Origin of the sequence: Caballeronia mineralivorans PML1(12), assembly GCF_001028175.1 — a bacterium.
Taxonomy (GTDB): domain Bacteria; phylum Pseudomonadota; class Gammaproteobacteria; order Burkholderiales; family Burkholderiaceae; genus Caballeronia; species Caballeronia mineralivorans.
The window spans coordinates 62,152-83,785 of record NZ_AEJF01000091.1; the positions used below are offsets into that span (position 1 = coordinate 62,152).

Genomic DNA, 21,634 nt, shown 5'->3' on the forward strand with positions numbered 1-21,634 from the left:
TGCAGTTGTCCGGAGCGTCGGATCGGCAAATTATCCGCATGACCGGAGGAATGGATGCTTTCCGAAAGCGACCAATACGACCAGACCGTCAACGCTATATATGAAACGCTGACACACCCGCAAGCGTGGCACAACGTATGTGCCGCAATCGCCGGCTTGATTGGCGCCCGTGCAGTCTGGATTACCGTGCGCGATAAGCAGCTCGTTAATTTGCATCCCGAAAGTTTCACGCCCCCAGAAAATACGGATTATTACAAAATTCCCGGATATTGGGTTCCAGCATTAGGAATTAAGTCAATTGAACCGTTTGCGCGCTTCGAGCCGGATCAGAAAGGCACGGGTTTTGGACAGGTAAGCGAATCGGGACATGTTTCAAGCCGGCATATTCTCGATACCGGCGAATGGCTCATCGCGCTTCTCTGCGAGTTTGTGTCGGAGAGTGACGCCCTTGCTCCTTCAGCCGGGCAATGGCTCGACCGTCTTACGCCGCATGTATCACGCGCTGCACAACTTCAGGACGCGCGCTTTTTCGCCACGTCCGAGCTTTTCGCCCGGGTTCCCTTTCTCGATGAATGGCGCCAGCCCGCCATGCTCGTCGCGTTGAGCGGCGCCGTACTCCGCTTTAATGACGCGACCACGCAGATGTTGAAGCGAACCACGCTGGTTCAGATAGTTGATGGCTTGCTGGAACTGCAAGGCGGGCAGCAACAGCGGATTCTGGACGAATGCCGTTCGACGGCGGACGAAGCGCCGGCGTATCGAATGCTTCGGCTGATGGAAACGGAAGGTGGAGCGGCAGACGCGGTGTACGTGTTTTATCACCCGGTCGCGGGCCCGGCGAACCGCGATTCCGCGGCGCTATTCACGTTCTATCACCCGGATTCACCGCCTATCGTCGACTCGAATCTGCTCGCAACCGCGTTCGACCTGACGCCGGCGGAATGTCGGGTGGCCTGTCATATTGCCGAGGGGCGCACGCCTAAGGAGATGGCCGGGAAGATCGGCGTGCAGCACGACACCGTGCGCAAACAATTGCAGTCGATCTATCAGAAGACCTCGACGAATCGTCAGGTCGACCTGATCCGCCTGCTGCTTAATCTGCCTGCGCATCCGGCGCCGGATGGTCCACCAGCGGCTTAGCGCCGCGCTTGAACGGGCTTGGTATCACTTCGCCCTGCACGCGATCAACAAGCTGTTCTGGCCGTTGTCGCTGCTTTGATCGAGGACGTCGTAACTGCCCGAACACAACGCGCGGGCGTTTTGCTGGCAGTTGCTCCAGCCGCCGTTAGTCGGGCATTGGATCATGGAAGTCGGGCGGCCATCGGATGAAAACAGCGGCGGCGCGCTGCTGCAGGCAGACAACACCGACACCGCGGCCGCAAGCGGCAACAGCGCCAGGAAACGCGATGCACATACGCTGACAAGCTTCATCCGGAACCCCTTTTTAACGCTGTTTTTTTGATTCCGCGAGTATGCCACGCGGAGCTTTCGGCTTGCCTCCTTGCGGCGCTTTACCGAGTACCTTCGCGTTACTTTTGAAGCCCCCAGATATCGCTGTCGATCATCTCCACGCGGGCATCGATTTTCGCTTTTACATCGGCGAGTGCCTGGTTGTAGAAGTGCGCGCCAATCGTCTTCGATAACTCGTCAAGCCACTCCTTCGCCTCGAACTGTCCCAGCCGCGCGTCGAAGCGCTCTTCCGCCAGGCGCTGCAACTGGGCGATGGCAAGCGCCTCGTGCTCACGGGATAACGGCGTTGTGTTCGTCTCTTTGCTCACGTTCAAACCTCTATGTCTAATGCGACGATCTTCTTGTACATCGTCGCGCGGCCAATGCCGATCCGCTGCGCCGCCTCCGCCACGCGGCCGCCGCTTGCGCGCAGGGCATCGGAGAGGAAACGCTTTTCGAAGCCCGCCATAGCCTGGGCGTATGACGTTGCGTCGGCTTCATCCGGCACCGGCACGGCGCTGGCGCCTTCCGGGCTCGCTGCGCCCATGAAGGCGCCAAGCGCGCGGGCATCGATATGCTCGCTATCCGACAACATCACCGCGCGCTCCAGCACGTTGCGCAACTCACGTACATTTCCCGGCCACGAATACGCGGCGAGCAGGCGAAGCGCGTCGTCGTGGAGCACGAACTGGCCAGTGTGGCGCGGGCGGGCATCGGCGGAAAGCTCTTCAAGCATGGCGTACACCAGCGCTTCGATATCCCCCGCCCGCTCGCGCAACGGCGGCGCGTGAATGGACAGCACGTTCAACCGATAAAACAAGTCCGCGCGAAACCGGCCGCTGGCGACCAGCGCCGGCAGATCCGCCGACGTCGCCGCGATGATCCGGACATCCGTGCGCACGATCCGGTTCGATCCCAGCGGCTCGAACTCCTTCTCCTGCAACACGCGCAGCAACTTGCCCTGCAGCACGAGCGGCATGTCGCCGATTTCATCGAGGAACAGCGTGCCGCCATCGGCTAGTTCGAACTTGCCCACGCGCCCTTTCCGATCCGCGCCCGTGTACGCGCCCGCGGCCGCGCCAAAAAACTCCACTTCGAGCAAGGTGTCGGGAATCGCCGCGACGTTCACGGTGACAAGTGGCCGCGCGGCGCGTGTCGAGGCGCCGTGAATCGCGTGCGCCAGCAACTCCTTGCCCGTGCCCGTTTCGCCCGAAAGCAGCACGGGCGACTCGACTTGAGCCGCGCGCCGTGCCTGGCGTTTGACATCGAGGCTCGCCGCGCTGGTCCCCACGAAACTCGCGAATGTGTATTTCGCGCGCCGTGCCTGCGCGAGCGATTGCCGTGTCGCGATGAGTTCCTGCTGTACACGCGAGTAATGGGAAAAGAGCGGTGTGAGCGCTTTCATTTCGTCGAAGAGGGCGAAACCGATGGCGCCGACGGTTTGGCCGTAATCGTCCTTCAGCGGCAAGCGCGTGACAACCAGCGGCTCGCGATCCGTTTCCAGCAAGTCGAGCAGGATCGGCTTGCCGGTCGTCACGACTTCGCGCATCAGGCTGTTCGGAATCACCGCTTCGCAATCGCGGCCGATTGCTTCTTGCGGGTCCGAAAACCCGAAGCGCGCCGCGTAGCGTTTGTTGATCCAGACGACTCGCGCGTCCTTATCGACGATAAACGTGCCTTCGCTGAAATTCTCGAAGGTCTTGAAAAGCGAATCCATCGCGCGACGCAAAACGTCGCTGTAATCGACGGGGACATGCGTCCAGTCGTTGTGCATCGGGTGTCTCGTGGGTTTTCTCGATATCGAGACAGAGTATCTCGAAACGTGGAAATCCAGCAAGATTGCGGGGAAACATTATGTAACCGGCCGTTCGGCCGATTTTTGAGTCACCAATCTGTCTCGATTAGTAGACATTCTTTGAGACGCACACGGCTCGTTAAAGCCTTGGTTCCTTGCTGAGTCACGGTTCGCAGCCGTTGGCATGAATGCTGCATAAAGGGCGCACCTAATGCCGGGCGTCGTCTGCGCCCGGACACACAACAACTAACGGAGACTTAATGTCCTTTCTCATCGTCCTCGCCGCTTTGGCGTTCCTCATGTTTGCTGCGTATCGCGGCCACAGCGTGATTCTGGCGGCGCCGCTCGCCGCGCTCGCCGCTGTACTGCTGACCGAACCCGCTGCCGTCGCGCCCGTGTTTTCCGGCATCTTCATGGAGAAAATGGTCGGCTTCGTGAAGCTGTATTTCCCCGTATTCCTGCTGGGCGCCGTGTTCGGCAAAGTGGTCGAACTGTCGGGATTCTCCGAGTCGATCGTGGCCGCCGCCATTCGATACATCGGCAAAGCACGCGTCAATGCAGTGATCGTGGCGGTGTGCGCGTTGCTCACGTATGGCGGCGTGTCGCTGTTCGTGGTCGTGTTCGCCGTTTATCCGTTCGCCGCCGAAATGTACCGGCAGAGCAATATTCCGAAGCGGCTGATGCCCGGCGCCATCGCGCTCGGCGCGTTCTCCTTCACGATGGACTCGCTGCCCGGTACGCCGCAGATCCAAAACATCATCCCCACGACGTTCTTCAAGACCACCGGCTGGGCCGCGCCTTGGCTTGGAACCATCGGCTCGCTGTTTATCGTCGTGGTCGGGCTGACGTTTCTGGAGTGGCGCCGGCGTTCGGTCATGGCAACCGGCGAAGGTTATGGCACGTCGCTCGTGAACGAACCGGATCGCGTGGAAAGCGCGCAATTGCCTCATCCTCTGCTCGCCCTCGCGCCGCTGGTGCTGGTCGGTGTCGCGAACTTCGCGCTAACCAAGTTGATTCCGGATTGGTACGGCGCCAGTTATGCCGTCGCCCCCGACGTGCTGCCCGGCATTCACGCGCCCGTCGTTACGCAGATCAAGTCGGTCATTGCAATCTGGGCCGTCGAAGGCGCGTTGCTGCTCGGTATTCTGCTCGTCGTGTTGACGGCGTTCGGGCGCGTGCGCGATCGCTTTGCAGTGGGTACGAAAGCGGCGGTCGGCGGTGCGTTGCTCGCCGCGATGAACACCGCGTCCGAGTATGGATTCGGCGGTGTGATCGCAGCGTTGCCGGGGTTTCTCGTGGTCGGCGATGCACTCAAGAGCATCCCGAATCCGCTCGTGAATGCCGCTGTATCGGTGAGTTCGCTTGCCGGCATCACGGGCTCGGCGTCGGGTGGCATGAGTATCGCGCTGGCTGCCATGTCGGACACGTTCATCAAGGGCGCTGAAGCAGCGCATATTCCGCTGGACGTGCTGCATCGTGTGGTCGCGATGGCCAGCGGCGGCATGGACACGCTGCCGCATAACGGCGCGGTGATCACGCTGCTCGCCGTGACCGGATTGACGCATCGCGAGTCTTATCGCGACATCTTTGCCGTGACGGTCATCAAGACGCTCGCCGTGTTTTTCGTGATCACGGTGTATTACGTGACCGGGCTGGTTTAAGACTTTACGCCTTGCGTGCATCGGCGGCTTCTGTGAAAGCCGCCGATGCACGCCCCATTCCCATCTGGCAAACTTTGCGGCCTCCCCACTCCTCTCCGACAGGACTCGCCACATGACCTCATCCGCAGCATCGCCGCTCGCCGGCAAAACCGCGCTCGTCACCGGATCGACGAGCGGCATCGGCCTTGGGATCGCGACTGCACTCGCGCAAGCCGGCGCGAATCTGGTGTTGAACGGCTTCGGTGACGCCGCCGTTATCCAAGGTGCGATCGCGCAAATCGAACAGCATGGCGTGAAGGCCGTGCATCACGGCGCGGATATGTCGAAGTCCGCCGAGATCGAAGCGATGATGGCCTTCGCCATCGAACAATTCGGCGCGGTCGATGTGCTCGTGAACAACGCGGGCATTCAGCACGTTGCGACCATCGATACCTTCCCCGTCGAGAAGTGGGACGCGATTATTGCGATCAACCTGACGTCGGCGTTTCATACCATGCGCGTGGCGCTGCCGACGATGCGCGACAAAGGCTGGGGCCGCGTGATCAACGTTGCATCGGCGCATGGGCTGGTGGGATCGGTGGGGAAATCGGCTTATGTGGCGGCCAAGCACGGCATTGTCGGTTTGACGAAAGTGGCCGCGCTCGAAAACGCACGCACCGGCGTGACGGTGAATGCAATCTGCCCGGGTTTCGTACTGACGCCGCTGGTGCAAAAGCAGATCGACGATATTGCCACCCGCGACAACATCTCGTCCGATGCCGCGCGCTCGAAGTTGCTGGGAGAGAAACAACCGTCGGAGCAATTCGTTACGCCGGAACAGATTGGCAAGCTGGCGGTGTTCCTGTGCTCCGAAGCCGCCGATGAAATGCGCGGCGCGGCACTGCAAATCGATGGCGGATGGACGTCGCAGTAAGTCAGCCGTTGCCGGAGCGCGTGCCTGCTCCGGCAACCGTTGGTACTATCGGGGTTCGTAGAACGGAGACTCCGATGACGGCTGAACATAATCGAACAGAAGAAGCGCGGGCAATGGAGCGCATTGTCAATGCCACGCGGCAGGTGCAGACCGCGTTCACGGCGTTGCAGGGCCACTTTCCTCCCGCGGGTGACGGCCGGCCGTCGCAGATGGCGTTGCAGACATTCGATGCTGCGCTGCAAGAGCTGGAAGAAGCGCAAGCCGCATTCGACACGATGTTGAACGATCTCTTCGACGGCAATCGGTAGAAGGGTTTTCAGTCGCGCCGGAGGACGGGTTGGGGTTCTGCCAGCAACCGCAACCCTGGCGTGAACGAAACTATCAAGCTCCCCGCAATACAGGAACCACGGGCGCATTTTCCTTCGCGCCTCCCGCCTCTGCGGCCACAGCAACATCCGGCGGATTCAATCCCTCCCACGAAACGCCATCGGTCGATTGCCGCCGCGCCGCCACCACGCACGCCTCAACCAACTCCTTGAACGACGTTGCCGCCGAGGTGTTGCGAATCACCGCCTCGCCTTCCAGTGTGCTGTCCGGCACTACCAGCCCCACGATCAGATCCGCCGTAGCCGCCCGCTGATGCAATCGCCGCAGCAGATTGCGCAAATACGGCGGCGACTCGGCGGCATCGAACGAAATCACGCAAATCAGCGACACGCCCGTTAAATCCACTTCATCGAACCGTGTACGCGAAAACCGTTCGTACGGCGCCAGATCCGCGCCCAGGCCATGCTTGCGGAACAACTGCACCGCGATAGTCGCCGCCAGATCGTCAAGCACACCACGACCTGCGATACAAAGCACGGACGACGTGTGGCCCTCCTGAGCGGCATCGAAGTGAGACGGCGGCGTTTCGTGCACGATGCCGGCCTGGCGATCCGACATCTCGAGGCTGGCCGGTGGCTCCTCTTCCTGCCTCACCGCCATCACCACGTCTTCCACTTCCTCAAGTCCTTCGACGATGTCCATCGCCGATTCGTTGATGCGCCTCAACTGATCCGCCGTCACCACGCCGCGCAACACGTCGTTATGCGCGATCCGCAAACCCTCGAGCGCCACTTCGTCGTAGTAGGCGCTCAGCGAGCGCTCCTTCAGCAGCGACTCGGCCTGCACGAGCGCTTCATCGGGATCGTTGGCGAGCAGCCGCTGATAGAAATTCTCCGCGGGCGTCAGCGCTGGACGGTCACCGAACAGCACGTCGAGGAATTCCAGCCGGTCCACATGCCGCCCGAGAATCACCAGGCACAAGGTCAGCGGCGTCGATAAAACCAGCCCGATCGGTCCCCAGATCCAGCTCCAGAAAATCGCCGCGACAATTACCGCAAACGGCGAAAGCCCCGTGCTGTGCCCGTACAACAGCGGTTCGACCACCTGCCCCGCGACCACGTCCGTCACGCCGAACAGGATCATGGTCCAGATCATCATCGACCAGCCGGGTCCGACGGCCGCCGCGAACACCACGGCCAGCAACGCCGCGATCCACGTACCGACGTACGGCACGAAACGCAGCAAGCCGGTGAGCACGCCGAACAGCAGTGCGCCGGGCACGCCAATGATCGCCAGCCCGATCGAGATCACAATGCCCACGCCCATGTTGATGCCAAGCTGCGCGAGGAAATAGCGGGACAGCCGGCGGGCGGCCTCGTCCATGGCCGTGGTTGCGCGGTGCAGGTCGCGCGAGCCGAACAGCCGGATCAGGCGGTCGCGCAGGTCTTCCCGCTGCAACAAAATGAAGATGGCGACCACGAGCACGATGCCGGTGGTTTCCAGCGGACTGATCACCGGCGATAAAAACCGCTGCGCCAGCTCCACCGGCGACGGCGAGGGTTCGTGCACTTCGACCGGCATCGGTGAATCGATGGGGGACGCCGCCGGGTTTTCCTCGTTCTTGCGAATCTCGTCCTGGCGATTCGGCGAGAGGCGCTTGAGCGCCGCCGCCGTCTTGCCGAGAATCGCATCTGCCCGGCCGATGGTCTTCTCCTGCACGGCGTTGATCTTCCGCTCCACCGCGACCTGATACTGCGGCAGATCGCCGGCCAGTTGCGCCACCTGGGCGCCGATCAGCGCGCCGACGGCAGTCAGCACCGACAACGCCGCCAGCACCGCCACAATCACTGACGGCACCTGTCCGAACTTCAACCGCCGCAACAAATCGACGAACGGCGCGACCAGGAAGCTCAGCAACACGGCGAGGATGATTGGAATCAGCACCGCGCGACCGAAATACAGCGTGCAAATCACGACCACGCCGGTAATCAGCGATGTCAGCGCCCGCAAGCCCGGTGCTTCAGGCGGCAAGACCGTGGTGGACGGCCGGCGGGGCACGGGATCTGGAGTCATGACATCGTTCTCGTTAAGGGCTACGCGAAGGGCTCGGGAATCGAAGGGGCGTTCGCTGTCCCGAGCAAGCGACATGCCATTCACACAAAAAGGTGAGTGTATACGGGAGCTAAAAGGTGAGTGTTTGCGGGAGTAGGGGCGAACCGCGCGCGCCTATTCCTCCGTCACGCCCAGCGTGACCATTCTGCGAATCCGGCTCGCCATGGATTCCAGCGTGAACGGCTTGGTAATCATTTCCATACCGGTGTCGAGGAAACCGTTCGCGCGGGTCGCCGCTTCGGCATAACCCGTCATAAACAGCACTCTCAACGAGGGCCGCGTCGCGCGCGCGGCGTCCGCCAGTTGCCGGCCGTTCAGCCCGGGAAGCCCGACGTCGGTGACCAGCAGATCGATACGTGCGTGCGAATTGAGTATGGCCAGCCCGGACGGGCCGTCCACGGCTTCGAGCACTTGGTAATCCAGATCGCGCAGGATCTCGCACACGAGTTCACGCACGGAAGCGTCGTCTTCCACCACCAGGATCGCGTGCCGCCCGGCCGCGCGATGCGCTTCGTTGAGTTCGCTCGTGATTTCCTGCTTGCCGGGATCGCCGGAAAAGCGCGGCAGATAAAGCCGGATAGTCGTGCCCGCATCGGGCGCGCTGTCGATCGTCGCAATCCCGCCGGACTGCTTGGCAAACCCGTAAGCCATCGATAAACCCAGCCCCGTTCCCTGGCCCAGCGGTTTGGTCGTATAGAAGGGATCGAAGGCGCGCGCCTTGACGTCGGCGGCCATGCCGGCGCCTGTATCCGACACCGATACCACCACGTAGGGACCCGGCGTCACATCGGGATGACGCGCGGCAAAGTCGTGGCCGAGCTCCACATTGTCCGTTTCAAGCGTCAGCCGCCCGCCTTCCGGCATGGCGTCGCGCGCGTTGATCGCGAAATTCAGCAGCGCGTTCTCGAGTTGGTTCGCGTCGCAGCGCGTGAGCCAGAGATGCGGATTGCGCACCACGCGCGTCTCGATCGCCTCGCCCATCGTACGTTTGAGCAGGTCGTCAATCGAATGCAGCAGCTCGTCCGCGTTCACTGGCTTGGGGTCGAGCGGCTGCCGCCGCGAGAACGCCAGCAGCCGGTGCGTGAGCGATGCCGCCCGGTTTGCCGCACCGGTCGCCATCGAAATAAAACGGTCGATGTCGTTCGTCCGGCCGAGCTGGGTGTATCGGCGGATCAGTTCGAGCGGCCCTGTAATGCCTTGCAGGAGATTGTTGAAATCATGCGCGATGCCTCCCGTCAGTTGCCCAAGCGCTTCCATTTTCTGCGCCTGGCGAAGCGCTTCTTCGGTTTGTTGAAGCGCGCGCTGAGTTTCCTTTTCGCTGGTGACGTCGCGGCCGTTGCCGTAAAGCGTGTCGCCTTCGGGCGCGGCGACCCACGATACCCATCGGTAAGAGCCGTCCTTGTGGCGATTGCGGTTCTCAAAACGTACGAGTCCCGAACGAGCCGCCGATAGCAACGCGGCTTCAGTGGTCTCCACGTCGTCGGGATGAACGATCTCCGCAAACGACTTGCCGATCAGTTCGTCTTCGCGAAAGCCAAGGATATCCGTCCATGCCGGATTGACGGCACGCAGCACGCCCGCGCTGCTCGCGACAATGAACAGATCGCGCGAATTGCGCCAGATGCTGTTGCGCTCGCGGGTGCGGGCATCGACTTCGGCGGCCAGCGAATCGTTCAAACGCCGCAATTGCGACTCGCTGACACGCAAGCGCTCTTCGAAGCGCTTATGCCCCGTGATGTCGTAAGTCACGCCGAGATAACGCAAGCCGCCGGCATTGTCCTGGATCGCTTCGCCGCGCCGCGCCATCCAGCGCTCCTCGCCGTTGTCGGGGCGGCGAATCCGGTACTCGAGGTAATCGAGCGCGCCGGCCGGCATGTCGAGATGCCCGGCGCGCACGCGTTCACGGTCCTCGGGATGCACGAGTTCCAGCAGATCGTCGAGATGGTATTCATGGCGCGGCGTCAAACCCCATTGCCAGCACAGTTCCTCCGATACCGCCATCCGCCCGCTATGCGGAAACAGCTCGAAGGTGCCAATTCCGCCCGCCTGCTGCGCGATCCGCAGGCGCTCTTCGCTTTCCCGCAACGCCCGGTCGCTCGCGTGGCGTTCGATCGCAAGCGCCGTCACGCTCGCCACTTGCGCGATGTCGTCCAGTTCCTCGCGCGACGGCGTTTTCGGCACGGAGTAGTAGTTGGCGAAGGTGCCGAGCAGCCGGCCATCGGCGGCGCGAATGGGCATGGACCAGCAGGCCCGCAGGTCGTATTGCCGGGCGATATCGCGGAAAGCCGCCCAGACCGGGTCCGTCTGGATATCTTCGACAATCACCGGCTCGCCCCGGAACGCCGCCGCTCCGCACGAACCCATGAGCGGCCCGAATTCGAGGCCGTCCACGATGCGGTTGTAGTCGTCGGGCAAACTCGGCGCGGCGCCGTGAACCAGGCGTTTGCCGGTGGCATCCACGAGCAGCACGGAAGCGCGCAACGGCAGTTCGGAGCGGTTTTCCACCCGATGAACCACGTGTTCGAGCACCTCGTGCAGCGGCATGCCCGCCACGACGCGCCCGAGCACGGCCCGCTCGAATTCGAGCTGGCTCAGCGTGGAAAACAGCAGGGGTTTCTGCATGGTCGAAAGCAAAAGCCGGTAAGTCAGGCACAGTGCAACGAGCAAAGTGTTCCAAATCTTAGCATCCGCTATAGCTGAGTCCGGGGTTGCACTGGAGTCAGCCTGCATCGACATTGCGAATTCGATGGCAAGACCGGGTTGTGCACCGGTTGCTTGCGAACCAAGGACGAATGCAAGCAATGGAAAAAGCTGAAGAACAAAACCCGGACAAAAATTATCGATGAACGGTCTAAGCGCGAGGCTAAGCTTAAGAAAGCGAAGAAGTGACGCGAGGCATCCATGTGCGTGCAATCGCGTTCTTTTGACAAGCTTTTGACAGACAACAACGCGTGCTGGCCTGACGTGACAAGACGACAAGGACACGAAACCCAACTCACTATTCCGGAGTTCAGTCATGACCATCATCATTCGGTTGAAACGCGTTTTATCGATGTCCGCAGCCGTGCTCGTCACGTCATTTGCCACTCACGCGACGTACGCGCAAACCATGAGCATGGGCTTAAGCCCGAACGACGATATGCACGCAGCGGCCAACAGTACGAAATTGATGCCGAACGCGCCGCTCGGCAGCGAATATCCGACGCACGGCAATCAGCAAGCGGGCGAGTTGAACCTGAATCCCACCGATCCGCGGGCGCAGCTGGTCAACGGCTTGCCGAATAACACACAAAGCGGTGGTTATGGTTCACCGCTGGCGGGGAACAAGGCGAATGTGCCGCAGGGGTATTAGGGTTCGATTGGCCGAGCTCTGCGCTCATGCGTGTGCGAGAACATTGATGAGCTTGCCGAACGGATCGCGGACATAGAAACGTCGGACGCCCCAGGGTTCATCGATAGGTCCGTATTCAATCGGGAAACCCGCGCTCTTCATGCGGTCGAACGCGGTATCGACGTCATCGACCTCAATCGACAGATCCGGCACCGGTGTGCCGGATCCGCCCTCAGAAGCCACGCTGATCTGCACGCTCATTTCTGTCTGCGAACCGTAAGTCTGGATCCAGCCGTGATCCATCAGCAGATCGAGACCCAGCACGTCCTGATAGAACCGTTTGGCCCGGGCGACATCTTGCGTTGCAATGTTGGTGACTATTCGTTTGACCTTCATCTCCGTTTTCCCCTTGCATTACGGCGCCTTGAGCGGATCCGCGAGCGTTTTATACGGTAAAGGATTCGCCTTGGGATCGGTGGTCGTGTTGTCGATGACCTGGTCGACATCCGCCGTTTTTGCCAGCTCAGACAGGAATTTATCTTTGTCGAAACCGGGCGATATACAGCCTTGCACATAGATAAACCTACGCTGCAGCATCAGCCATAACGACGATTGTTCGCGCCAATGTGTGGCGGGATTGATGGTGCTGAGCCGCCGCTGAACGGCTTCGGCTATCTCGGCATCGTAGCGATACGCATTGGACAAACGACACCGCCCCTCCACCCAGCAGCTATTGCCGCGTTCGATGCGGTAATGCCCTTCGAGTAGCCACTCCTGTTCCGTCTCCAACGGTCCTAAAGGCGTTGGACATTGCGGGATCGCTTTGGAAATCTGGAAAAACGGATCGTTTCCGCGGTTGCTGAGGGCGTCGTCGGCAAGCACTGACTGGATGGCAACCAGTGCCATCAAACACCACGCGCGGTACTGGATAAGCGGTTTCATCTTCTTGTACTCACACAGCTCCCAAGCGGCTACGTTAAACGGCGTAACGAATATAACCGATCGAATCAGGCGCGCGAAAGTGGCTCATTGGTTCACGGCTCAATCCGCTGGCCGATTTCAAGCCCCCGTTGGCGGCATCGTGCTAGGTCATGGCTGCCCAGATCGTTCGCATATTGTTAGCGTCCCTAACTCTTTTACGTCATGTCCGACTCACTTTGCGTCGGTACGTGCAGCGCGTTAACGATTTCTTCATCTTGCGTCGATGGAGTTCCATGAAACGGCGTCGCAACATGGGCGGATGCGATCCGGACTGCGCACCGCACAAGCGTTGAACCGCTCGGTATCGCCTTTTTCGGCCAGCGATCTGCTGACCGTGTCCGACCTTCTTTTGTGGAGAACTCGAGATGAAGACACTTAGAATCGTGGTGGCATGCGCAGCCACCCTCGTCGTTGGACAGGCATGGGCGCAAGAACAGGCTGCAACCATGGAAACCGCGCAGCCTGCGCAGGACGTCGGCGGCGTGACGGATATGTCCAGAAGCGATGCAGGAGCACCGAAGGGAATTACCCGGCAACAGGTCTATCAAGACCTCCTTCGTTCGCAGCAATCCGGAGAGAAAGCCCGGTTGCAAGACCTTTATCACGGTCAGTGACGTGGTCAGGTGCTCGTATTCCGGACAACGGGGCGAGCCGGCACGCTGAGTTTTGCCAGGCGCTCAGCGTGCCGGGAATCCATGACCGGTTCATCTTTCTCCAACGCGTCCGGCACCCCTCAATAGCCAATCCTCTTTTCGACATTGCGAAACCGCCCGGTTGACCGGTATCGATCAAACCACGCATTCGTACGAAGTTCGCACAGCCGAGACGAGCGTTCGGCAAGCGCTGCGTCAAGCCAATGAAACATCTCGTCCTGCCTCCCCAGCCGGGCGTAGATCTCCGCAAACAGCAGCGGCGATACATAACCCCTCTGCCGCCGCGCCAGCAAATCCTGCAAGAACCATTGCAGGAGCGTGTCATAACCACCCGCTTCCCACACCGTCCGGATCATCTCCGCCCGAGCGAATTCGTTACACCGCGTCAGCGCGTCGAGGGTCGCCTCGACCGCCTCCTTGTGCATGCCCTGCACTTCGAACGCGATCGACAGCACCTGATAGATCAGCGACGACCGGTTGCCATTCCCGTCGGCGAGGAACTCCCTGATGACCTCCTGGTACCGGCCCGATTGCACCATGCCGAATATTCGTGAGCCTTCAAAGCCGAGCGGATCGAAGCGCTCGGCACGCTCGAACTGCGCGTGTCCTTCCGCCTCTCGTCCAAGCACCAGCAACAGTCTCGCGTAGAGGCGGCTGGTTTCAGCGTGGTTGGGATTCAGACGCAGCGCTTCGAGAAATTCCTCCTCTGCCCGGCGCCAGTCCCAGTCGTAGAAATAGTGCACGCCGGCCAGTGCCTGATGGGCTTCAGGCAGGTCCGGGTCCAGTTCCAATGCCCGAAGCGCGGTTTCCCGCGCTTTCGGATAACCTTGCGACGGTGCAAAAAGGCCGTGCGTCGCGGTCGATCCATAGATATTCGACAAGCCGACGTAACCCAGCGCGTAGGTCGGATCACGCTCGATGGCGGTCTCGAAGTAGCCGAGCGCGCGGGTGAAGTCCTCGCCGCTCAGCGCGTGGTGGGCGGCAAATCCCGCGTGGAAATGAACGCGACGGGTCCAGTAGTACCGGCCGCGCAGGTACGCGTCGTGGGCCGCCGGATCGATGGGAAACCGTCTTGCCAGCATATGCTGCTGCTGTTCAGCGAGCGTCGGCGACACTTCACGGGCCAGCGCAGTCCCAACCTCTTTCTGACTATCCAGCGCGCCCTGTGCCACCGGTTCATAGGCGCGGCCCCAGATTTGCGCCTGGTCGGTACAGCGAATCAACTGCGCCAGGATGCGAACCCGCCCTCCCTCCCGCGTGATCGAACCTTCCAGCACATAGTCGACAGCCAGCTCGTGCGCCATCTCCGCAATGCTTTTGTTGGAGCGCCGGTAACGCGCGGCGGTTGTCCTCGCGATGACGTAGATCTGCTCGGGATGCAGCACGCCAATGTTGGCGGAAGTCTCGTCTGCGAGCGCATCGCAGAAGCTGTCCTGGGTCGGATCGCCGCTCTTGTTTTCAAAGGGCAAGACCAGCACGCGAACGGCGGCGGGCGCGGCGGTCAGCGGTTCCGCGGACGACGTTCGCACGCCATCGAGACGATACCCCTTGCCCTTGATAGTAAGCAGATACTTCGGGTCGTCAGGATTTTCGCCAAGCGCGATCCGGATCTTCCGGATCGCCGTATTAATACTGTTGTCTGTGTCCCGGAAAGCGTTGCCGCGCCATAGCGTCCTGACAATGTCGGCACGCGTCACGAGTTCGCCGCCACGGGACACCATGAAAATCAGCAACTCCATCGGCAAGCGTTCAAGACGAATGTGCTGCCCCGCGCGGCGCAGTTCGTAGCGCTCGATGTCGAGCTCTACGTTTCCGATCGTGATGGGTTCGTGTGTCTTCATGTGCCCTCCAGCGAGATCGATTCTTGTGTGCGCTTTACAAAGCGCCAACGTCTCCTCTGGTCTCTTTCATCCCGAAAGACGCCATGAATGCGAGCGTCGCGCACAGCATCATGAACAGTGCGGGTGCCGGAGGCCAGTGCGTTCGGGTTACCAGAACGCTGGCAATCAGGGGCGCCGTTCCTATCGATGCAGCCAGACCGAGATTCATCGCGGTGCCCACGCCGCTGAAACGCACACCGACTGGAAAGAGCTCGGCGATCGCACAGGCGAAGGTTCCATTGGCGAACGAAGCAACCATGCCTGCCATCACGAACAACACGGGCAGGCTGGCCTGATGACGGGCGACTGTCACATAGAAAACGGGGCCGAACAGCGCCGATAACACGGCGCCTAGTCGAAAAACATAACGTCGCGGCAGCACGTCACCCATACGCGCCGTGACCAGGATGCACGCCGAGACAACGATCACGTACAGCGTCTGCGCCATCGCGATCCGCTGGGGGTCGTAGCCAAGCTGCCGGAGATAGGTGGGCATGTGCGCGACGAACAGGCCATTGGATGCTCCCACCAGTACCGTTGCCGCAATGCCTGTCGCAAGGGGCTTGAGATGCTCGCGAAACAACACGGCGAGCGGCTCCCTATGCCGCGCACCGACGGTTTGCGCATATTCGTTCGTCTCCATCAGACTACGGCGCAGAACGAAACTGAGCAGCCCGATAACGCCACCCAGCAGAAAACCGATGCGCCATCCGATCGAGCTGACTTGGTCCGGCGTGAACACCATTTGTACCGTCAGGTTGATTCCCGCGGCAAGCAGCAACGCCATGTTGACGGCGAAAAACACCATGCCGCATAAGACGCCGTGGTTCTCGCGCGTTATTTCCACGGCGTAGACGACCGCGCCGGGCAATTCGCCGCCCACACAAAAACCCTGCGTAAGGCGCAGCAGAAGCAAAAACACGGTGGCCATCATGCCCCACGCACGGTATGAAGGGAGCATTCCAATGAGCAGGGTGGCGACCGCTGCCACCATCGCCGAGACGGTGAAGACGGAACGCCGTCCGTATTTATCGCCGAGACGGCCGAGGAAAATTCCGCCTATCGGTCTTGAGAGATTACCAATTGCAAGGACCGCGAACGACAGCGTATCCGCCGACATGCCGGCGTTGATCGGAAAAAACTCGCGGCCTATCTCGTGTGCGAAGAATCCATAGACGACAAAGTCGAAAGTCTCAAGCGCGCCCCCAACGCTGACGAGCAAGATCGTCCAGCGCTGGCGGGCAGTCATCATCTCGTTTCGGATCGGGAGAGAATCGTCGAGCATAGTCCTCCTCGAATCATCGGGCACGCAACGCCGTGCAGGGACTAGATCGCCTCACAGCGTTTTCCGCGTGTGAGTGCTGACGCTCTACTATCCTAGGACGCGACCGCATGCCATATCCGCCATTCTGGTAAGAATGTTGGCCGACGCCCGGGGATGGTGCATGGAGTGGAATATGCAGTGAGGGCTAGTTGGAGCGACGCGCTTGCATGTGGCTCATTGCCAAGCCAATGTCTCCAGTGGCCTGGCATTCCGGTTCCGGAAGAGAGGTTTGCTTAGCGCGGATAGATGCCCTTGGCACGGTGTTGATCTCAGGTCGTCTCACACTGCGCGTATAAGCTAAGCACCCCGACACTTGTTCATGGATGCGGCGCAATCTAGCGCGCCTTGCGTGATATTGCACCGGATCGGACCGACGCTTATTTGCCCGCGATAAGGGCCGGTCCCGTGCATGAAACCAGATTACTTCACTAGCAAGCGCGTCCGGATAAAACCGGGTTCCTTGCCCAGCGCCTGTATCAACTCGCTGGAGGGCGCTTTATCCAGGTCCGTTACCACGTAGCCGGTCTCGCCCTGGGTCTGCAGATGCTGGGCAACAATGTTGGCGCCCTCTCCGGCAAGCCGCGTATTAAGCGTGGCGAGCGCACCCGGAGCATTGCCGTGGACGTTGAGCAGACGCGCGGGCGCGTCCAATGGTCCCGGATTGACATGTGGAAAATTGACCGATCCCACGGTGTCGCCTGTCGTCAAAAACGAAATGAGTTTGGTCGCGACTTCGGTCCCGATGTTTTCCTGCGCTTCCTCGGTGCTACCGCCCACATGCGGCGTCAAGATCACATTCGGCAGGTGCTGAAGCACGCTTTTGAAGATGTCGGCGTTGGTCTTGGGCTCCTCCGGGAATACGTCGATGGCAGCCCCGCCCAGCCGCTTGGCCTGCAGCGCTTGCGCGAGCGCGTCGATATCGACGACCGAACCGCGCGATGCATTGATCAGGATCGCGCCGGCTTTGAAACACGCAAGCGTTGCTGCATCGATCATGCGGTTCGTCTGGGGTGTCGCCGGTACGTGGAGCGTCACGACATCCGCGTGCGATACCGCGTCGACAAGCGATTGTGCCGCGCGAGCGGAGCCCAGCGACAACCGCGCTTGCACGTCGTAATACACGACCCGCATTCCCATTGCTTCGGCAAGCACGCCGACCTGCGATCCAATATTCCCATATCCCACGATCGCGATGGTCTTGCCCCGCGTTTCGAACGATCCGCTCGCGCCCTTGGCCCATGCCCCGGCATGCGCCAGCACGCTCTTCTCCGGCACGCGGCGCAGCAGCAAGATGGCTTCGGCAATCACCAGTTCAGCCACCGAACGCGTATTCGAAAACGGCGCGTTGAAAACCGGGATCCCCGCGTGCGCAGCCGCGATCAGATCGACCTGCGAGGTTCCAATGCAGAAGCAGCCTATTGCGAGCAGATGACGCGCGGCATCGATTTCCTCGCGCCGGAGATGCGTTGCCGATCGAATTCCGATCAGGTTATGTGCTTGAAGTGCACGCGTTAATTCCCCGCCGGCGAGCGCACCCGCGCGACGCTCGACCTCCAGTTTCGCTTCGCTGAAACGCGCAACCGCGGTGTCGTGGATATTTTCGAGTAGAAGAACAGAGGTCATAGAACGCTTATAGGTCAGTGACGTGGGCCATTCATATGCCCAGCAGGTGGTGTCCGCGTGATGTCCGCATTTTTCATGGCTTCGATCACGCCGGACGAATCGGCGCCCAAGCTTCAGGCATCACGATGATGTTACCGCTTGCAGGACATTCATATTTTCCACCCTACTGTTCATGTGGCTTTTGGGCTCTCGTGTTGATGGAAGGCCTTAGCGAGAATAGGGTCAACTGGCTAAAGGCAGATCGTTAAGCGAAGCGGTATCCTTGGCGTTTGTTCACGCAGAACCCGGAAAGGAGTTCATGCCAATGAGCGCGTTCGCCAAACGCACGTCCCGTACCTACGCAATGCCCGAACGAAGCGACCGCCTCGACTTCTATATTCGCGACCAGACCTTGCGCTCAGCCATCACGGAACCGCACAAGCACGACTACTTCCAGATCCAGATCAATCTGGGTGGCGATACAAAGCAACAGATCGGCGATGTAACCCGTCCGTTCCCAACCGGTTCCGTCGCCTTCATCGCGCCGCACCGGCTGCATATGATTCCTCACCCTGAACACTCGCGGTTCATCGTGATCAACTTTGCGCTGGACTTCCTCGGCCTGGATGTCGATGCAGTCGATGGCCGGATCGACCTCGGCAGTATTCCCGTCATCCGCTTTCCGGAGCTAGCGCCTTTTCGCTTTCAAGACGAGATGGATTTCAAGCTGACCGATTCCGATCTCGTCGAGGTCGAACGTATCGTTCACCTCATGATGGAGATAGACAGTGCACGCGGGTTTGGCGCGACCAGCCGGCTTCGCGGTTATCTCCTGCAATTGATAGGACTGGTTTGCACGAGATACGCGGACCCGCTTCTGCGGCTGGCGGCGCTCAACGAGCGCGCAGTCAGCCGCCGCGACTCCATCAGCAAAGTGATGCGCCATGTTCTGGAGAATCTAGAAGACGACACGCTATCGCTAGGATCGGCAGCCGATGCAGCCGCGTTGACACCCGGTTATGTGGCCCGCCTGATGAAAAAAGAGACCGGCAGAACCTTTGTGCAATGGGTTACGGATCAAAGAATCAGCCGGGCGAAAGCGTTGCTTGCGGACGATACACGCCGCGTCAAAGACATCGCGTTCGTGGTCGGCTTTCGCGACGAGGCTTATTTCACCAGACGCTTTCGCCAGGCTGTGGGAACATCTCCTACGGAATACCGTGCGTTGCAATTCGAGTTAACGGCTGTTGCGCAGCCTATAGGTATCCTGCGGTAACCCGGCCGGAAATAGAGCAATTTAATCCAAGGCGTGGGGCGGATTTGTCCTGCACGGGACAGTGCGCGAAGCATATTGTTTGTGGGTGTCGCGGTAGTCCGCGCCAAACAACCTCTACCTTCGAGTTCGCCGATATGACCGAATACGCCTTTCCCGCTCCCCAGACCGTCGCTGTGCCCGTCGCCGGCTCGAGCGCCTCCTTTGCTGTACGCCGGGTCTTTTGCGTCGGGCGCAATTACGCCGATCATGCACGCGAGATGGGAGCCAACCCCGACCGCGAACCGCCGTTCTTCTTTACAAAGCCCGCCGATGCCGTCGTGCCCGCGGCGGGAACACTCGCGTACCCGATGTTGACCGAGGATCTGCATCACGAGATAGAGATGGTCATTGCCATCGGAAAAGAGGGTCGGCAGATCGAACCGCAGGACGCACTATCGTACGTATTCGGATACTGCGTTGGCGTGGATCTTACGCGGCGCGACCTGCAAGCGGTCGCGAAGAAGATGAGCCGTCCGTGGGACTGGGCCAAAGGCTTCGACGAATCTGCGCCGGTAACACCCATCCGACGTGCCACGGAAATCGGTCATCCGGGTAGCGGCGCCATCTGGTTGTCCGTCAATGGCGAGACGCGGCAAACGGGCGATCTCGGCGATATGATCTGGCCGGTAGCGGACATCGTCAGCCACGTCTCGCAAGCGGTTGTCATCAAGCCCGGCGATCTGATTTTTACCGGCACGCCGGCGGGTGTCGGCGCGTTGAAGCCCGGCGATAAAGTCGCTGGCGGTGTTGATGGGATTGCAGAATTCCACTTCGAAATTGGCGGCGCTCAAGGCTGAACTTGGCGGCCTTTGCTCACCTTGACGCCGCTTTCCGCCGACCGTCTTCCTGGTTTATATCGAGTTCATGTGCAGCGCTCCCGAATACTCTCACCTAAGCATCGCTGACGAGTTTTCACTGTGGCTAAGCGCGGCTACGATGCGCTGATTTTCACGACACGAGACGCAGGCAGCGAAGACGTTCGGAGAAATCGACTCAACGGCCGGTTAAGACGCGCTCGCCAATTCGCTTCCAATAGATTCTGGTCCCGGTCAGCCCTCCATGCGGCTTTAGCGCATAGTCCGGAATCTCTCCGGCAAGAGTGAACCCGAGGCGTTCGTAGAGCGTCGATGCCCCGCCATCGGTGGCGGTGTCCAGGACCAGTAGCGTGCGCCCGCGCTTCACGGCCAGGTCCTCGGCAACCTGCATCAGCAACGTTGCCACACCTCGCCCCCGATGACTCAGGCAAGTCATCAGCTTGGCAATTTCGGCCCGATGCGGCTGATTGAGCGGACAGTCGAGCAACAGGGTGACCGTTCCGACCAGCATCTCACTGTCCCAGGCACCCAGAACAATTCGCTCGCCGCGAGTCGCTGCCGCCAGTGCGTCGGACCAGAACGCTTCTGCCACTTCAGGTTGCAGCGGGTGCATGAAGCTGACCGAGCCGCCGTTAGCCACGGTCTCCATCAAGAGACCGCTGAGCATCTTGCAGGGCTTCGACGAAGCGCTTAGTTCGCTGATTTCAATCTTTGACATGGCGGCTAAGTCCGGGCGAGAACGACAAGATAGGTACAGGCAGTAGTGGTTTCATTAGCCAGGGTCACTTCCGACGGCGGGCCGAATCCCAGGCAATCACCGGTGCCCAGAACATGTCGTTCGCCGCCTTCCAGGATGACGAGATCGCCTGCCAACACCCACACAACCTGGCGGATAAACGCATAAGACGATGGCGGCAGCACCACGTGTCGTCCGGCAGGCAGATCGACCTGGACGATCTCCACCGGGTGATCTGGACTATTGAATACCTGCTTGCGGAGATAGCCGGTTTTGGGGTCGCGCCAAAGCGGCTGATCGACGGCACGCGACAATCGATCCCCGTTGCCTTCTGCCCTCACCAAAAGACCCGCGAGGGTCAGGTCGAAGGCGGCGGCCAGTCGCACCAACGTGACGGCGGTGGGACTCATTTCCTCACGTTCAATCTTGCTGATCGTCGCTTTGGCGACGCCGGAAGATTCAGCCAAATCCGCTAGCGACCATCCGCGCGCACTTCGCTCAAGCCGAATGCGGCGAGCTATGCGGGGTCCAGTATCGTCTAGTGTTGATGTCATATCGTCTATCATAGTAGACGATATGATCGCGTGCAAGCTACCCTTGGAATTCGCCTTGGGCAGCTTATATCGGCTCGCGAGTCGCGCGTTTTATCGTTTGATCAGTGGCAGCGTCGATTCCAGAGAAGCGCCGCTGCAAATCGCTTCGATGCGCGCCGGCGGAAGCCGGCGCGATCTATCGTCGAT

Annotated in this window: 20 protein-coding genes and 1 pseudogene; 9 read left to right on the top strand and 12 right to left on the bottom strand. The window is 60.5% G+C overall.

The window, feature by feature from the left end:
* Positions 1–54: 54 nt before the first annotated feature.
* Positions 55–1,140 (top strand): helix-turn-helix transcriptional regulator, encoded by a 1,086-nt coding sequence (locus tag EOS_RS14460; RefSeq protein ID WP_047847337.1) that lies wholly within the window; start codon positions 55–57, stop codon positions 1,138–1,140.
* Positions 1,141–1,164: 24 nt separating this feature from the next.
* On the opposite strand, the gene EOS_RS14465 is transcribed toward EOS_RS14460, so the two are convergent.
* From EOS_RS14465 to EOS_RS14475, 3 genes are all read right to left on the bottom strand, one after another.
* The gene (locus EOS_RS14465) at positions 1,165–1,431 is read right to left on the bottom strand and encodes a hypothetical protein (RefSeq protein WP_235442811.1); all 267 of its coding nucleotides are present in this window, start codon (positions 1,429–1,431) and stop codon (positions 1,165–1,167) included.
* Positions 1,432–1,529: 98 nt separating this feature from the next.
* Positions 1,530–1,778: a DUF2164 domain-containing protein gene (locus EOS_RS14470; RefSeq protein WP_047847338.1), complete on the bottom strand. Its 249-nt coding sequence runs from the start codon at positions 1,776–1,778 to the stop codon at positions 1,530–1,532.
* Between the two features lie 2 nt (positions 1,779–1,780).
* A complete protein-coding gene (locus tag EOS_RS14475; RefSeq protein WP_047847339.1) occupies positions 1,781–3,223 on the bottom strand; it encodes a sigma-54 interaction domain-containing protein in 1,443 nt (480 codons plus the stop codon).
* A gap of 281 nt (positions 3,224–3,504) precedes the next feature.
* Between EOS_RS14475 and EOS_RS14480 the strand changes: the two genes are divergently transcribed.
* The 3 genes from EOS_RS14480 to EOS_RS14490 all read left to right on the top strand — a co-directional run bounded on the left by EOS_RS14480 (position 3,505) and on the right by EOS_RS14490 (position 6,126).
* A complete protein-coding gene (locus EOS_RS14480; protein WP_047847340.1) occupies positions 3,505–4,905 on the top strand; it encodes a GntP family permease in 1,401 nt (466 codons plus the stop codon).
* A gap of 112 nt (positions 4,906–5,017) precedes the next feature.
* Complete coding sequence (locus tag EOS_RS14485; protein WP_047847341.1) at positions 5,018–5,818, top strand: 3-hydroxybutyrate dehydrogenase; 801 nt, start codon at positions 5,018–5,020, stop codon at positions 5,816–5,818.
* A 74-nt stretch (positions 5,819–5,892) separates the two neighbouring features.
* Positions 5,893–6,126 (top strand): hypothetical protein, encoded by a 234-nt coding sequence (locus EOS_RS14490; RefSeq protein WP_047847342.1) that lies wholly within the window; start codon positions 5,893–5,895, stop codon positions 6,124–6,126.
* Positions 6,127–6,199: 73 nt separating this feature from the next.
* Here the strand turns inward: EOS_RS14490 and EOS_RS14495 are convergent, their stop codons facing one another.
* Together EOS_RS14495 and EOS_RS14500 are read right to left on the bottom strand one after the other, a co-directional pair.
* Complete coding sequence (locus tag EOS_RS14495; protein WP_047847343.1) at positions 6,200–8,218, bottom strand: AI-2E family transporter; 2,019 nt, start codon at positions 8,216–8,218, stop codon at positions 6,200–6,202.
* Positions 8,219–8,371: 153 nt separating this feature from the next.
* On the bottom strand, positions 8,372–10,879 hold the full coding sequence (locus tag EOS_RS14500) for a PAS domain-containing protein (RefSeq protein WP_160312497.1): 2,508 nt from the start codon (positions 10,877–10,879) through the stop codon (positions 8,372–8,374).
* 70 nt (positions 10,880–10,949) lie between these two features.
* Between EOS_RS14500 and EOS_RS44430 the strand changes: the two are divergent.
* Positions 10,950–11,146: pseudogene (locus EOS_RS44430) on the top strand (DUF1289 domain-containing protein).
* A gap of 127 nt (positions 11,147–11,273) precedes the next feature.
* Complete coding sequence (locus EOS_RS14505; protein ID WP_087881937.1) at positions 11,274–11,609, top strand: hypothetical protein; 336 nt, start codon at positions 11,274–11,276, stop codon at positions 11,607–11,609.
* 24 nt (positions 11,610–11,633) lie between these two features.
* Here EOS_RS14505 and EOS_RS14510 read toward each other — a convergent pair whose 3' ends face one another.
* The gene (locus EOS_RS14510; protein WP_047847344.1) at positions 11,634–11,984 is read right to left on the bottom strand and encodes a VOC family protein; all 351 of its coding nucleotides are present in this window, start codon (positions 11,982–11,984) and stop codon (positions 11,634–11,636) included.
* Between the two features lie 18 nt (positions 11,985–12,002).
* Positions 12,003–12,494 (bottom strand): hypothetical protein, encoded by a 492-nt coding sequence (locus tag EOS_RS14515; protein ID WP_235442816.1) that lies wholly within the window; start codon positions 12,492–12,494, stop codon positions 12,003–12,005.
* Between the two features lie 440 nt (positions 12,495–12,934).
* Between EOS_RS14515 and EOS_RS14520 the strand changes: the two genes are divergently transcribed.
* Entirely contained in the window at positions 12,935–13,183 is a 249-nt protein-coding gene (locus tag EOS_RS14520) for a hypothetical protein (protein ID WP_047847346.1), read from the top strand.
* 119 nt (positions 13,184–13,302) lie between these two features.
* Here EOS_RS14520 and EOS_RS14525 read toward each other — a convergent pair whose 3' ends face one another.
* From EOS_RS14525 to serA, 3 genes are all read right to left on the bottom strand, one after another.
* Entirely contained in the window at positions 13,303–15,063 is a 1,761-nt protein-coding gene (locus EOS_RS14525; protein WP_047847347.1) for a winged helix-turn-helix domain-containing protein, read from the bottom strand.
* A gap of 34 nt (positions 15,064–15,097) precedes the next feature.
* Positions 15,098–16,354 (bottom strand): MFS transporter, encoded by a 1,257-nt coding sequence (locus tag EOS_RS14530; protein ID WP_235442812.1) that lies wholly within the window; start codon positions 16,352–16,354, stop codon positions 15,098–15,100.
* Positions 16,355–16,846: 492 nt separating this feature from the next.
* Positions 16,847–18,067, bottom strand: a complete 1,221-nt coding sequence (gene serA / locus EOS_RS14535) for a phosphoglycerate dehydrogenase (RefSeq protein WP_047847349.1) — start codon at positions 18,065–18,067, stop codon at positions 16,847–16,849.
* Between the two features lie 286 nt (positions 18,068–18,353).
* Between serA and EOS_RS14540 the strand changes: the two genes are divergently transcribed.
* Together EOS_RS14540 and EOS_RS14545 are read left to right on the top strand one after the other, a co-directional pair.
* Complete coding sequence (locus EOS_RS14540) at positions 18,354–19,304, top strand: AraC family transcriptional regulator (protein ID WP_087881939.1); 951 nt, start codon at positions 18,354–18,356, stop codon at positions 19,302–19,304.
* A 134-nt stretch (positions 19,305–19,438) separates the two neighbouring features.
* Positions 19,439–20,140: a fumarylacetoacetate hydrolase family protein gene (locus EOS_RS14545; protein ID WP_047847351.1), complete on the top strand. Its 702-nt coding sequence runs from the start codon at positions 19,439–19,441 to the stop codon at positions 20,138–20,140.
* A 196-nt stretch (positions 20,141–20,336) separates the two neighbouring features.
* Here the strand turns inward: EOS_RS14545 and EOS_RS14550 are convergent, their stop codons facing one another.
* Entirely contained in the window at positions 20,337–20,876 is a 540-nt protein-coding gene (locus EOS_RS14550) for a GNAT family N-acetyltransferase (RefSeq protein WP_047847352.1), read from the bottom strand.
* 5 nt (positions 20,877–20,881) lie between these two features.
* Positions 20,882–21,460 (bottom strand): helix-turn-helix domain-containing protein, encoded by a 579-nt coding sequence (locus tag EOS_RS14555; protein ID WP_326972927.1) that lies wholly within the window; start codon positions 21,458–21,460, stop codon positions 20,882–20,884.
* Between the last annotated feature and the right edge of the window lie 174 nt (positions 21,461–21,634).